Origin of the sequence: Lachnoanaerobaculum gingivalis (assembly GCF_003862475.1) — a bacterium.
In the GTDB taxonomy this organism is placed as follows: Bacteria; Bacillota; Clostridia; order Lachnospirales; family Lachnospiraceae; genus Lachnoanaerobaculum; species Lachnoanaerobaculum gingivalis.
Window position 1 is genome coordinate 28,914 of record NZ_RRCO01000009.1, and the last position, 14,653, is coordinate 43,566.

Below are 14,653 nucleotides of genomic sequence, written 5' to 3' on the forward strand. Positions count from 1 at the left end.
TCTCCTTAATTAAAGTCATATATCGCACCGACATTTCTGTAGTTGCCAAGACTTTCTTCTATCTTTTTTTGTATATTTAAAAGTATATCATAATTAGCATTTTTTATGTATACCAGTTTTCTGTAATAGTCCTTGACCTTACTTACACTCGGTTCGGTAGGTCCTATTATCATTGATTTTTTAAATGTGGCTTCCGACTTTATGATTTTTACAGTCTCACTTGCACATTTATTTAATTCTTCTTCCTTAATACTGCTAAACATTACTGTAAGCATATGACATGCAGGCGGGTATCCTCCCAGACTTCTGTAAGCTATCTCATTGTCAAAATATCTTTTATAGTCCTGTGCCGCAGCGGCAACTATAGCATAGTTTTCAGGCTTATATGTCTGGATAACAGCCTCTCCGTCCTTGGCTCTTCCCGCTCGCCCCGCAGCCTGTGTCAAAAGTTCAAATGTCCTTTGTGCACTTGTATAATTGCTTACATAAAGCGATGTATCCGCAGCCATTATTCCGACCAAGGTAACATTAGAAAAATCATGGCCTTTTACTATCATCTGTGTTCCTATCAAAATATCCGCATCACCTTTTGCAAAATCCCTTATCATATCATTGGCGCTGTTCTTTTTTGAAACACTGTCGGTATCCATTCTAAGTACCTTCGCATTCGGAAACTCCGCTCTTGTCATAGCTTCAAGTTTTTGTGTTCCGGTACCGAAATTTGCAATATACTTTGAGTTGCAGCTTGGGCAAGTTTTTGGCAGGTCTATTGAATATCCGCAGTAATGACATACCAGTCGATTATTGTTATGCAATGTCATAGTAACATCACAGTGCTTACATTTTATAGCTTCACCGCAAGATCTGCATGATACAAAGCTTGAATAACCTCTTCTGTTCATAAACAGCATAATCTGCTCATGTTTTCTTAATCTGTCCTCTATAAGCGTTCTTAACTTATCGCTGAAAATACTCCTGTTTCCTCGCTTTAGCTCATCCCTCATATCAACTATACTTACCTTCGGCAAAGCGGTATTTTTAGCCCTCGTTTTTAATTCCAAAAGCTTAATTTCTTTTTCCATTGCTCTGTTATATGTCTCGGGTGTTGGAGTTGCCGATGCCAAAACCAAGGATGCATTTGTAATTTCCGAAAGTTTTTGTGCCACATCTCTTACATTAAATGTAGGTACATTTTCATTTTTATAGGCTGAATCATGCTCCTCATCTATTACTATAAGCCCAAGATTTTTTACCGGAGCAAATATTGCCGACCTTGGCCCTATTATTACATCCGCATCATCATTTTTTATTCTTTCAAATTGATAAAATTTTTCATTCTTGGAAAGCTTTGAATTTATGATTGCAACTCTCTCACCAAAATGCTCCGCCATCCTAAGCACTGTCTGATATGTCAATGAAATCTCCGGTATAAGCACTATTGCCTTATATCCCTTTGATATCACATACTTTATCATATTTATAAAAACTAGGGTTTTCCCGCTTCCGGTAATACCATGTAAAAGATAGGTATTCCTGCTGCAATTTTCAAAGTCGCACTTAAAAGTATTTACAGCATTTTCCTGCTCGACATTTAAAGTATATTCTTTAGGCTTTATTACATCATTAAAGTCTTCTATTCCCAGAGAACGAAGTATAGGCAACAGTGGATTTACCTTTCTTTTCTTGGAACCTATTACAATATAGCCTTCCTCCTCCATTTTCTTTAATGTAGCGGAATTTACTTTAAGCTCTTTATTTATAAAGCTTTGCGGCAGGCTTGTTTTTGTTTTCAGCTCTTCCAAAACTCTTGCCCAGGCTGTTTTTCTTGACTTTATAAGTTCTTCTATTTTTTTATCAAGGCACTCTGCATCAATATTTAAGGAAATCTCATTGCTGACTCTTTCCGCTGCCTCCGACCTTACAGGCATTACCGTTGCTATTGCCTTATCAAAGCTTACACCATATCTGTGCTTTATCCATATGGCAAGACTTAATAGATTTTCATCAGCACTGAGTTCTCTTTCAGGTATTGAAAGTATGGATTTTAATTTTGAAACATCTACATTTGTATTTTCCCTTATATCAATTACATAGCCTTTTTTTACTATTTTTCCGAATTCAATCAAAACAGGACAGCCCGGAATTATACTATCCCTCATTTTTTCGGGAATAATATATGTAAATGGTCTGTCCACATTTGTATTTGCTATTATTATATCAGCGAATAAATTTTTCATAATTTTTTATTTTATCTACAACATCAAAAAGTCTCATACTGTTTGAGCCCTTAAGCAAACATACATCTCCCGCCTTGAGATATCCGGACATAAATTTTTCCAAACTCTCATTATCTTCAAAGCTCTTTGTATATATATCTTTATTGATATCTTTTATAATTTCCTTTGCCAATTCTCCCACAGTAAATACAGCATCGAGTTTCACATTCTCATTAATAAAATCCCCGATTTCTTTGTGGAGTATTTTCTCATCCGTACCGAGTTCCTTCATATCAGCCAATACTGCAATTTTTCTTTCGGCCTCGAAATCTTTAAGTATTGAAATAGAAGCCTTCATGGAATCCGGTGAGGCATTGTATGTATCATCTATAATTGTAAAATCTTTTAATTTTATTAATTCCTGCCTGTGAGAAAATCCCCTAAATTCCTCCAAATGTTTTGCCGCAGATTCTATCGAAAGATTGTAATGATCCGCTACTGCAATTGCCGCCAAAGCATTTGAAATCTGATGCTCACCGAAAACATTCAAATGAACTCTTACCTTCTTTCCTCCTATATGAGCTGTGAACTCAGGCATTGCATTATTAAATACTATATCGGTTGCATAGTAATCACATGATGTATTTCCCTTTGCACTGAAATACTTATATACTATACCCTTTTCTTTAGGCGGATCAAAAAGCAAATCATTATCGGCATTTAAAAATACTACACTGCCCTCTTTCATACCGTCCATTATATGGAACTTCTCGGCTCTTATATTTTCTCTTGTATGCAAATTTTCAATATGTGCCGTACCTATATTGGTGATCAGAGCGCAGTCACAGTTTACTATTTTTGCAATTCTTTCCATCTCTCCGAACTGACTCATTCCAAGCTCTATTACGCCAATTTCTTCGTCATTTATTCTGCTTAAAGTAATCGGTACACCCACTTGCGAGTTGAAATTATTAGGTGTCTTAAAAACTTTCAAATCTGAAAGCGCAAGTGCCACCATTTCTCTTGTTGTAGTCTTACCTACGCTTCCTGTAACTCCGACCAAAGGCAATGTCAACTTACTTCTGATATATTTTCCAAGCTTTTGAAGTGCTTCAGTAGTATCATTTACAAGTACTATATTAAAATCATCTTTAAGAAAAATATCTTTTTTTGAACTTATTGCCGCTCTGCAACCCATATCATATACAGACTCCAAAAATTTATGGGCATCATTTTTCTCTCCGACCAGCGGAACAAAAAGACTGTCTTTATCAGCCTGTCTTGAGTCAATAACTATATTTGAAAATACGGCATTCTCATTTCCCGAGATAATTTCTCCGCCTGTGGCAAATGCAAGCTCCTTTATTGTTGTATCATTCATCTTTTTATCTTCTCCAAGCACTCATCCACAACTTCTCTGTCTAAGAAATGAGTTCTGACTCCGTTTATTTCCTGATAGTCCTCATGTCCTTTTCCGATTATAGCGATGAGATCACCCTGCTTTGCATTCTCTATAGAATAATAAATAGCCTCTCTTCTGTCTGGTATGGTAATATAATCACCTCCTGTAGGCTTTAGTTTTGATATTATATCTGCGATTATGTCCTCTGTCTTTTCATATCTTGAATTATCAGCAGTCACTATTGAAAAATCAGCCAGTTTTCCGCAGATTTCTCCCATTGAATATCTTCTGTCCTTTGATCTGTTTCCTCCGGAACCGAATACTATTACAAGTCTCTTCGGATTATAATGTCTTAAAGTATGTATAAGGCTTTCGGTACTGATTGCATTATGAGCATAGTCAATTACCACATTGAATTCATGTGAAGTATATGCTACCTCCATTCTGCCGTTTACTCTTGTATTTTTTAGTGCCGTCTTCAAATCATCAGCTTTTACTCCGAGTATAATAGCTGCGGCAAGTGCAGATAATGCATTATATACATTAAATTCTCCGGGAATTCCTATATAAATATCTGATACGGTTTCAGCTACATTATATTTTTCTCTGACGGTATTTGAACAGCTTATATCTATCTTTGTACCTAAAAAATCTTTATTTGATATATATTCAATATTTTTTGCTTCAAAATCTCCGCCTTTTCCGAATGTATACTTTTCTGATGATGTAGACTGCTTTAAGACAAAATCTGAATGTTCGTCTTCTATATTTACAATTGTTTTATCACATTGTGTAAAGAAAAGTGATTTATACATCAAATACTCATCAAAATCTTTATGTTCATCAGGCCCGATATGATCATGTGAAATATTTGTAAATATTCCGGTATCAAAACGGATACCTTCCGTTCTTTTCATCTTTACCGCCTGTGAAGAGACTTCCATCACCACATATTCACAGCCTGCATCAAGGCATTCTTTAAAGGTTTCATGCAGCTCATATGACTCAGGTGTGGTATTTAATGTAGGTCTGTGTATATTTCCTATGGTAATTCCGTTTGTACCTATAAGTCCTACCTTGGCATTTTGCTCAAGAAGGTTCTTTAACATATGAGAGGAAGTTGTCTTTCCCTTTGTACCGGTAATACCTATTATTTTCATTTTTTGTGCAGGATGTGAGAAAAATGCGGCTGAAAGTCTTGCAAGTGCCACTCTGGTATCTGCCACCTTTATAACACATACATCATCTCTTTTTATATCTCTTTCTACCACTATCGCCTTTGCACCTTGCTTTACTATATCATCAATCACATCATGAGTATCAAATCTCGCACCTTTTATACATACAAAGATACAGTCCTTTACTATTTTCTTTGTATTAAATACCAAATCGGAAAAATCATCCTGTAATTCTCCCGATATTATCTCTATATCAAGTCCCTTGGCGTTTTCAATCAGTTTCATCTTTTCTCCCTTTACATATGTTTACTTTAAGGTCTTTTAGAACAATCCTACTATATCTCCGTTATCATCTACATCTACCGCTTCTGCAGCAGGCACCTTCGGAAGTCCCGGCATGGTCATAATATTTCCTGTTATTGCAACCACAAAACCTGCTCCCGCATTCACATATACTTCCCTTACATTTATCTCAAAATCCTCAGGTCTTCCAAGTTTCTTAGGGTCATCTGAAAGTGAATATTGATTCTTTGCCACACATATAGGAAATTTATCAAATCCAAGTGCTTTTGCCCTATCAAGAGCCTTCTTTGCCGCAGGTGAATATACTACCTTCTTTGCTCCGTATATTTTTGTTGCAATAGTATGAAGCTTATCTTCAAGACTTATATCATCAGGATAAAGAAAAGTAAAATGACTCTTTTTGTTTTCAAGTGTGTAAAGGATCTTTTCGGCAAGCTCCATGCCTCCCTTTCCGCCTTCTTCCCATACCTTTGAAACTGCAAACTCGCAATTTCTGCTTTCACAAAACTCTCTGATAAAGCTCACTTCCGCCTCTGTATCACTGACAAAATTATTTAGGGTAACCACTACAGGTACTCCGAAGAGTTTTATATTTTCAATATGCTTTTCAAGATTTACTATACCTTTTTTCAATGCATCAAGATTTTCATTTGATAAATCTTCCTTAGCCACTCCGCCATTATATTTAAGAGCTCTTACTGTAGCTACTATTACCACACAGTCAGGAGAAAGACCTGCCTTTCTGCATTTTATATCAAAGAACTTCTCTGCTCCGAGGTCCGCACCGAATCCTGCCTCTGTAAGCACTATATCGGCCATTCCCATTGCAATCTTTGTAGCTCTTATTGAATTACATCCATGTGCTATATTTGCAAAAGGACCACCGTGAACAAGTGCAAGTGAATGATTCAGAGTCTGTACGATATTCGGCTTTATTGCATCTTTTAAAAGTGCGGCCATAGCTCCCACAGCTTTTAAATCTTTGGCAAATATAGGCTCTCCTTTAAAATTATATGCAACTATAATATTTGAAAGCCTTTCCTTCAAATCGTTCATATCCTTTGACAGACATAGTATTGCCATTATCTCTGAAGCCACCGAGATTACAAAATGATCCTCTCTGACCACTCCGTCGGTCTTATTTCCAAGTCCTACAACTATATTTCTCAGCACTCTGTCATTCATATCTATACATCTTTTATGAATTATTGCTCCTGTATCTATCCCAAGTGCATTTCCCTGCTGTATGTGATTGTCAAGCATTGCGGCCAAAAGATTATTTGCAGATGTTATAGCATGAAAATCCCCTGTAAAGTGAAGATTTAACTCATCCATAGGTACCACCTGTGCATATCCGCCTCCGGCAGCTCCACCCTTTACACCGAAACATGGTCCGAGAGAAGGCTCTCTAAGTGCTATTACCGCACTCTTTCCCATCTCCTTAAATGCCTGTCCAAGACCTACAAGAGTTGTAGTCTTTCCCTCTCCTGCAGGAGTCGGATTTATTGCCGTTACAAGTACAAGCTTACCTCTTTTTTTATCTTCATGAGCCTTTAAAAAATCTTCGCTAAGTTTTGCCTTATACTTACCGTACATTTCCAAGTCATCGGCATCTATCCCGTATTCACTTGCCACATCGACAATATTTTTCATTTCTATACTTCTTGCAATCTCAATATCGCTACGCATATATCCTCCTAAAGATAAGTTCCCGGATATTTATAAAATATCCAAGAACTCGTCCATATTCATCAATATTTCTCTTTTCTTTGTTCCGGCTTCACCACCTACAACCCCCGCACTTGCAAGCTGATCCATAATTCTTGCGGCTCTGTTAAAGCCTATTTTAAAGTTTCTTTGAAGATTACCTATAGAAGATTTGTCTTTTTCTATTATATATCTTCCTGCTGCCTCAAACAGCTCATCTCTTTCAGAAATATTATTTCCGGCACTTGCCGCATTCTGCGTTTCTTCTATCTGCTTGATTGTATTCTCATCATATGTCGCCTGCATTCCCTGATTTTTTAGGAAGTCAACTACTGCAGACACCTCTTCGTCAGATACAAACGCACCTTGTACTCTCATAGGTGTTGCCGATCCATATGGTGCAAACAACATATCGCCCTTTCCGAGAAGCTTTTCAGCACCGTTGCTGTCAAGTATTGTTCTGGAATCCGTACCTGAAGATACCGCAAACGCAATTCTTGAAGGTATATTTGCCTTTATTATACCTGTAATAACATTTACACTAGGCCTTTGTGTAGCTATAACAAGGTGAATTCCACATGCTCTGGCAAGCTGTGCAAGTCTTACTATTGCATCTTCAACCTCATTGTTTGCAACCATCATAAGGTCCGCCAACTCGTCTATAATTATAACTATCTTCGGCAATTTCTCAGGCAAGCCTTCAATATTGCCTCTTCTTCTCGCCTCTTCTATTCTCTTATTATATGCTGTAAGATCTCTTACACCTGTAGCCGCAAACTTCTTATATCTCTCACCCATTTCAGCCACAGCCCAGTTAAGTGCTGAAGCCGCCTTCTTAGGCTCTGTTACAACAGGTATCAAAAGATGAGGTATTCCGTTGTATACCGAAAGCTCTACAACCTTAGGATCCACCATGATAAGTTTTACATCTTCAGGTGAATACTTGTATATAATACTCATTATCAAAGTATTGATACATACCGATTTTCCCGAGCCTGTAGCACCTGCAATAAGTACATGAGGCATCTTTGCAATATCTGAAACTATTACTTTACCGGAAATATCCTTACCTACGGCAAAACCGATACTTTCATTTCCGTTTTTAAAAGCTCTGCTCTCAAAAAGATCTCTTAAGAATACCGTCTGCTTTTGCTTATTCGGTACCTCTATACCAATGGCGGATTTACCCGGTATAGGTGCCTCGATTCTTATATCACTTGCCGCCAATGCAAGTTTAATATCATTTGCAAGTGAAAGTACTTTAGATACCTTTACACCCTGCTCAGGCTTTAGCTCATAAAGTGTTACGGAAGGTCCCACACTTATATCTTCCACAGTTACATTTACATCAAAGCTTGCCAATGTCTCCTGCAATGTAATTGCAGTATTTCTATATTCACTGTCCGATATTGCCTCTCCCGCTTCGGTATTCTTATTTAACAGGAATGTACCCGGATATATATAAGGTCTTTGAACTTTCTTTGCAATTTCATTTCTTATCTTACCCTGTGGCGAGTTTGCTCTTTGCTCTTCCATCTTCTTTTGCAATGCTTGTGTGTCCGAAACTATAACTTTTCCGCCTGCAGTTACTAAAGTCTTTTCACCGTCATTGCTTACCAGGGTATTTTTAAGTTTGTCTGTGACATTAGTTTCTTCTCTTTTGAAACTCTCGTTATTTACAGGTTCACTCTGTTCCGCTTTATTATATGAGTATATATCATCAAATGTGTTGTTTCCATATGATGTTCCCCTAGGCTCATCATATTCATCACCATAAGCTTTTATAAATTCAATGCTGTTGTCCGAGTTTTCTTCTCTTCTTGTAAAACTGTGATCCTCGTCTATATAGCGGAAGTCTTCATGTGTTTCGTCATCTGTAATTCTTACAGTTGAAACAGGCTGTTCATATATATCTATTTCATCCTTTCTTGCCAGTATTTCATTGGCTCTTCTCAATGTTTCTTCATCTATATCATTTTCAAATCTTGACTCTTCTTTACCTCTGTTTATATTTCCATAGAAGGTATCAGGTCGTTTATTTACAATAATTGAAGACTGTGTACCGGATTTTTTAGGCTCATAGCTGGCCTCATATTTACTCTGAATAGTGCCCTTGTCCGAGCTGTCCTTTTCAAATTTTTCATCATTTTTAGCATCAAAAATACCGCCTATGGGCTCATGATTTTCTGCATTTGCCGTCGGAAGATCCACAACATGCTTTTTTTTCTTCTTTGAGAAATCAATAGCACCCAGGTCAATCTTACCCTTATTAGGCTTGTAGTCATAGTCTAAAAGTTCACCTATATATCCTTCATTTTTATCATCAATATCAAGTTCTTCAAACTCTTCTTCAAACTCCGGCTCTTCTTCATATTCCCATTCTTCGGCAAGTTGCTGTTCTCTTCTTCGTTTTCTTTGTTCCATCACCCTCGCCACATCATTTTTTGCCCTTGATATGGTCATCCGGCCTCCGGTTTTTACTATGGATACAAATGATTTTCCGGTTAATATAACAATTGATATTATAAGTACTGCAATAAAGAATATGATAGCCCCGATTTTACCCAGTACCGATGATATAAGAAGTCCAAGACCTCCACCTATGAAGCCGCCATACCAGCCCTCTGTATAAAATCTCATAAGACCGAACTCTTTTAAATTCGGAATTCCAAAAAGCGATATAAGTGCATCAACAGCAAGCACAGCCATCAAAACACCTGCAAATTTAATTTTTGCAAGACTTGATCCTATATTTGACAATAAAAATGTTCCACCGACAAATACAAACATAGGCACTGCAAATCCCAGTATTCCGAATACTCCAAGCTGGAATATTCTGAGATATTTTCCCACTACTCCCATAAGTCCGAAATGACTTAAGAAAAGTACCAATGATACACAACATAATGCAATCATAAGAATTTCCGAATTAAGGAAATCCAACTGCTCATTATTATCTATTTTCTTCTTAGCTCTGCTACGGCTACTTGTTTTTCCTGTTTTCTTTGTTGTTTGTTTTCGACTTGCCACTTCACTTCTCCACTTCCATAAAGTCTACTCTTAAGTATACATAATATAGAAATTATTTGCAATAAGATAGAACCTCTACTTAAAAATAATACATCAGACAGTCTTAGTATCGCTGTTTTCAATTACAATACCTATATCCATGTTTACAAGCTCAGCTATATGTTTTGAAGCCTCTTTTGTAATAAGACCTTTTTTCAAGAAGCCTATACTTACCGTAATATCCGAATTCACACATATATCCGACTCCCCGGTATCGCCATTCATTCCCGAATTTATATCTGCACTTACCGCACTTGCATTTGAATCATTTATAGCCTTTATAAGGGAATATACCGGTTCTTTTACATCGCCGCTAAAACCTGTGCCATATATACAATCGAGAATATAATCATATGAATTAAATTTATCAAGTAAAGCCTGATAGTCCATACTGTCATCTAAAATATTGTATTTTATTCCGTTTTGTTTGCAAATATTAAAATAATACTGCCCGTCTTCTGAAAATTTTTCCTTTATCAAAAGTATCTCTACATCTATTTCTTCCGTATTTAACAAATCGGCAACCACATATCCGTCACCTGCATTATTTCCACTTCCGGCAACTACAAGGACTTTATCACCTATATTCCAGTCTCCCACATAAAATATTGCCTCTCCGGCCCTGTACATTAACTCCTTACTGTCTACAAAATTTGCAATAGTATAGCTGTCGGCATCTCTCATTTCTTTTACTGACAGCACTCGTTTTTGCTCAAATGAATCAAAAAATTTTTTTACAAGTTTTTTGTAATCGCTCTCCCTTATCTCCATGCCCTTGGCGCCCATCAGCTCTAATTCAACTCCCATCTCTACAACTCTGGTATCAAGAGTTTCAAAGCCGTTCTTTCTGTAAAATTCAAGCCTCTTTTTTCTTTGCTTTAAATTATCGCTTTCCTCTATCGGCTCTATTGCCAGAGAAAGCCTTGGATGAATTTTCTTATACTCATGCAGTATTCTGCTTCCGTATCCACTCTGTCTCAAAGAATTTTCTATTGCAAAATAAAAGATATATGAAAGTTCATCACCAACCAATGTATGTATAAATCCAAGCCATTTATCGTCATCATAAATTGACAAAAATTCCACGCCTCTGTCATTTCCGACTAATACCATGATATAAAAAGGTATCCTCTCTTCAAAAGGAAAAGCATCGAAGTAAAGTTGTTTTATTTCTTCCAGATTTTTTGTATTTTCATCTATTGTCTCAAATCTAATCATTATTCTCCTATCCGAAAATATGGATTTTATTCCATGCCATATCTTTTCTTTATTACTATTACTACACGTACAGGCGTAATAAGCCATAAAAATTTTGTTTAAGAATTTTAATTCAATCTTTCGAAACTATTTTTCTTTTTTTAGATATAAAATGCTATTTTATTTGACATTCTTGATAAATAGGTATAAAATCGTTCCTTGTCAAACTTAAGACTGATTGCTCAGTCTGTTTATGGGAGGTATTTAAAATGTTAAAATTAAAATTATTTTCAATCGCTGCAATAGCTATGCTTGCTTTCACCGCTTGTGGTTCAAACTCACAAAAGGCTGATGCTTCTTCTGCTGTTGAGTCTGCTAAAGAAGAAGTTTCTTCTGCTATGGAATCAGCTGCTGACGCTGCTTCTTCAGGTGTTGAAGCAGGTAAGGCTGATGCTTCTTCTGCTGTAGAATCAGCTGCAAATGAAGTTTCTTCTGCTATGGAGTCAGTAGGTGGAGATCTTTCAAGCGCTGCCGCTGATGTTGCAAATGTTATGGAGTCTGCAAACGGTTTAGCTTCAGATGCTGCCAACATCGCATCAACTGCTGCTGACGCTGCTTCTTCTATTGCTGCAGATGCTGCTACAGTAGCGAAATAATCTTATATAATCTTAAGTCAGCTACAAAATGTAGCTGACTCTTTTTTTATTTCTTCGATTTTAATGTGGCTGCAGTGATTGCTTCTATCACTCCTGCTCTAAAACTGTAATCCTCAAGTGCTTTTACACCTTCTATAGTAGTACCTGAAGGTGAGCACACCATATCCTTTAGTACCGCCGGATGTATACCGGTCTCAAGTAATTGTGCCGCACTTCCAAGTACTGTTTTTGCAGCCATCTTTATGGCCACATCTCTTTTTAGTCCATGAAGTACACCTGCATCAGCCAATGCCTCTATAAACATTGCAACATATGCCGGGCCTCCTCCTGAAAGTCCTGTAACGACCGGAAAAAGTCTCTCTTCCACCCATTCCACAAGACCTATCGCCGAAAACATGCCGTCAATAGCTTTCTTTTCTTCATCATATGCATTGCTGTCACTGTCAAGAGCAAATACACCCTCACCTACTATAGCGGGAGTATTCGGCATTATTCTTAATACTCTTTTATCTCTTCCTATCCATGACTTTATAGTCTCGCTCTCAAGACCTGCAACAATTGATATAATAAGTTTATCATTAAGCTCTGCAGCTATCTTTTCAAAAAGAGATTTTGCATGTATCGGCTTTACTGCTACAAGTATGGTATCGGAATTTTTTACCAGATCCGTCTCATCATTGTATACTTTAAATCCGTCAGTCTTTGCCCTCTCTCTTGTTTTATCATATGTATCAAAAACACCTATATCTTTGATATCCGTCGCCTTTTTCGAAACAAATCCTTTTGCAATGGCGGATCCCATATTTCCAAAGCCTATTACACCTAATTTCATTCTATCTCCTATTCCAATATCTTATCATTAAACTTTGATACCTCTTCCAGATACTTTTTGCCAAGCTCACTGATTGCAATATCTTTTCTCATAATATAACCTATGGTCATTTTTTCATCAGAATCAAGCTTTACAGCCATATATTCATCACCGTTTAACTCTTCACATATGATACCTGAGCAAAGTGTGTATCCGTTTAAACCTACCATAAGATTGAGTAAAGTTGCCCTGTCATTAGCCTTTATCAGCTTATGGTATTCATAGGTTGAAAGAACCTCTTCCGCAAAATAAAACGAATTGTAATCTCCCTGCTCAAAAGAAAGACATGGATAATCCATAAGCTCTTCCATTTTTATCTTACTTTTATTTGCCAAAGGATGATTTCTGTACAAATAAACATAAATACTACACTCCATCAGCGGAGTAAAGACAAGATTTGATTCCTTAAAAAGCTTGGTCAGAATATTTTTATTAAAATCATTCAAATAAAGTATTCCTATCTCACTTTTAAATGTCTTTACATCATTAATAACATCAAATGTCTTTGTCTCATTTACTGCAAATTCATATTCGTCCATACCGAATTGCTTTACCAGATTTACAAAGGCACTGACTGCAAATGTATAGTGCTGCATTGATACACTGAATTTCTTTTTAAGCTTGGTACTTGAAATATATTTTGCCTCTATCAAATCAAACTGCTCAACTACCTGTCTTGCATATCCTACAAATTCACTGCCTTCCGGTGTAAGAAATATACCTCTGTTATTCCTTGAAAACAGTTTTATTCCTATTTCCGATTCCAGTTCAGCTATTGCTGACGAAAGACTCGGCTGTGTAATAAAAAGATTTCCTGCGGCCTTATTTATAGAGCCTGCATTTGCTACTTCTATAGCATATTTTAATTGAGTTAAAGTCATACTATGCCTTCAATTCTTTACTTTCCAAAGTATTCTTTATAATTTCGCTCACCCTATTTGCAAGTGCCTTATGTGAGTCTTCCGTTAAATGCATAAAGTCAATATCATTCATAGTAACACATGAAGCTGAATCAAAAAATCCCACCCCAAGTTCCTTTGCTATAAGTTCATATTCTTTTGCAATTTCATAGGACTTATCGGAGCATATACCCATATTTTTACCCACATCTGAAAGCTCACATTCCTTTAATATAGGTCCCGGAGCTATTACAAGTATATTAGGCTTATCTCTCCAAACTTCCGCCTCAAGAGCCTTTTTTACAAGTCTTCTCATTCCAAGTGCAATATTGGCTGCTGTCAAAGAAAATCTCTCTTTACAATCATTTGTTCCAAGCATTATAACCAACATATCAAGTGGTGAATGTGTTTGCAAGCATGGTAAAAGATATGTTAACCCTGAAAGTCCCTCATTAAAAGGATCGTCAAGACAGGTGGTTCTTCCGCAAAGCCCCTCTTCATATATTCTATATTCACTTCCAAGGAGCTTGGCAGCTACCATAGGCCATCTGATGTCTTCATTAAATCTCCCTCCGGTTACAGCATCATACCCCCATGTATTTGAATCTCCGTAAATAACAACTCTCTTTTTCATATTTTTTCCTACCTATTATTACAGTTTTCTTTTATTATACTAAAACTTCACAGTCTTTTTCAATACAGGTAATTTATCAAAATGGGGCTGTCGGAAAATGGCAGCCATAAAAAAAGTTATGGAGGATTTAGATTTTTCCGGACTGTTAGCCAATTGTTCGGATAAGGGAAGAACAGGGTACAACCCGGTCTTGATGTATGCAGTTATTGCAATAGGAAGAAATATAAATAAATATCATCGTTTTCTCTACGCAAAACTAAAAAAATTTGAAGGAAAACCACAGGAGAAAACAGCATAGTAAAAAATGCAAAAGCAAAATTTCAGCCAAGAGAGTTTTATGCCCAAAAATAGACAGTATTATAGAAAAACAAAATATCCTGACAAAGTCACAAAGCCGAAACGCCTTGTATTTGTCAGGATATTTCTATTTCGCTCTGCGGGAAGTAAAATTACTTATTTCCCGACAGCCCCTTATATATAAAACATTGATATACCATTGTACAAAAATAATGTTTCAAAAA

General features: G+C 36.6%; 10 protein-coding genes and 1 pseudogene. 2 read left to right on the forward strand and 9 right to left on the reverse strand.

What is annotated here, in order from left to right; translation table 11 throughout:
• Nucleotides 1–5 precede the first annotated feature (5 nt).
• The 6 genes from priA to EHV10_RS14290 form a co-directional block, all read right to left on the reverse strand.
• Complete coding sequence (gene priA / locus EHV10_RS14265; RefSeq protein ID WP_128675227.1) at nucleotides 6–2,237, reverse strand: replication restart helicase PriA; 2,232 nt, start codon at nucleotides 2,235–2,237, stop codon at nucleotides 6–8.
• Entirely contained in the window at nucleotides 2,218–3,597 is a 1,380-nt protein-coding gene (locus tag EHV10_RS14270) for a UDP-N-acetylmuramoyl-tripeptide--D-alanyl-D-alanine ligase (RefSeq protein ID WP_128675228.1), read from the reverse strand. The genes priA and EHV10_RS14270 overlap by 20 nt, the downstream gene beginning before the upstream one ends.
• Entirely contained in the window at nucleotides 3,594–5,081 is a 1,488-nt protein-coding gene (locus EHV10_RS14275) for a UDP-N-acetylmuramoyl-L-alanyl-D-glutamate--2,6-diaminopimelate ligase (protein WP_128675229.1), read from the reverse strand. Before EHV10_RS14275 ends, EHV10_RS14270 begins: the two co-directional genes overlap by 4 nt.
• A gap of 36 nt (nucleotides 5,082–5,117) precedes the next feature.
• On the reverse strand, nucleotides 5,118–6,788 hold the full coding sequence (locus EHV10_RS14280; protein WP_128675230.1) for a formate--tetrahydrofolate ligase: 1,671 nt from the start codon (nucleotides 6,786–6,788) through the stop codon (nucleotides 5,118–5,120).
• Nucleotides 6,789–6,818: 30 nt separating this feature from the next.
• On the reverse strand, nucleotides 6,819–9,836 hold the full coding sequence (locus tag EHV10_RS14285; RefSeq protein WP_128675231.1) for an FtsK/SpoIIIE family DNA translocase: 3,018 nt from the start codon (nucleotides 9,834–9,836) through the stop codon (nucleotides 6,819–6,821).
• 93 nt (nucleotides 9,837–9,929) lie between these two features.
• Complete coding sequence (locus EHV10_RS14290) at nucleotides 9,930–11,093, reverse strand: NAD(P)H-hydrate epimerase (protein ID WP_128675232.1); 1,164 nt, start codon at nucleotides 11,091–11,093, stop codon at nucleotides 9,930–9,932.
• A gap of 248 nt (nucleotides 11,094–11,341) precedes the next feature.
• Between EHV10_RS14290 and EHV10_RS14295 the strand changes: the two genes are divergently transcribed.
• A complete protein-coding gene (locus EHV10_RS14295; RefSeq protein ID WP_128675233.1) occupies nucleotides 11,342–11,728 on the forward strand; it encodes a hypothetical protein in 387 nt (128 codons plus the stop codon).
• A 46-nt stretch (nucleotides 11,729–11,774) separates the two neighbouring features.
• Here EHV10_RS14295 and proC read toward each other — a convergent pair whose 3' ends face one another.
• From proC to EHV10_RS14310, 3 genes are read right to left on the reverse strand one after another with little or no spacing between them, the layout of a single operon-like run.
• Complete coding sequence (gene proC / locus EHV10_RS14300) at nucleotides 11,775–12,560, reverse strand: pyrroline-5-carboxylate reductase (protein ID WP_128675234.1); 786 nt, start codon at nucleotides 12,558–12,560, stop codon at nucleotides 11,775–11,777.
• Between the two features lie 8 nt (nucleotides 12,561–12,568).
• Nucleotides 12,569–13,480, reverse strand: a complete 912-nt coding sequence (locus EHV10_RS14305; protein WP_128675235.1) for a LysR family transcriptional regulator — start codon at nucleotides 13,478–13,480, stop codon at nucleotides 12,569–12,571.
• A 1-nt stretch (nucleotide 13,481) separates the two neighbouring features.
• Nucleotides 13,482–14,132 (reverse strand): SGNH/GDSL hydrolase family protein, encoded by a 651-nt coding sequence (locus EHV10_RS14310; RefSeq protein WP_128675236.1) that lies wholly within the window; start codon nucleotides 14,130–14,132, stop codon nucleotides 13,482–13,484.
• Between the two features lie 106 nt (nucleotides 14,133–14,238).
• On the opposite strand from EHV10_RS14310, the pseudogene EHV10_RS15460 reads away from it, so the two are divergent.
• Nucleotides 14,239–14,340, forward strand: a pseudogene (locus tag EHV10_RS15460) (transposase); the annotation flags it as partial.
• Nucleotides 14,341–14,653 lie beyond the last annotated feature (313 nt).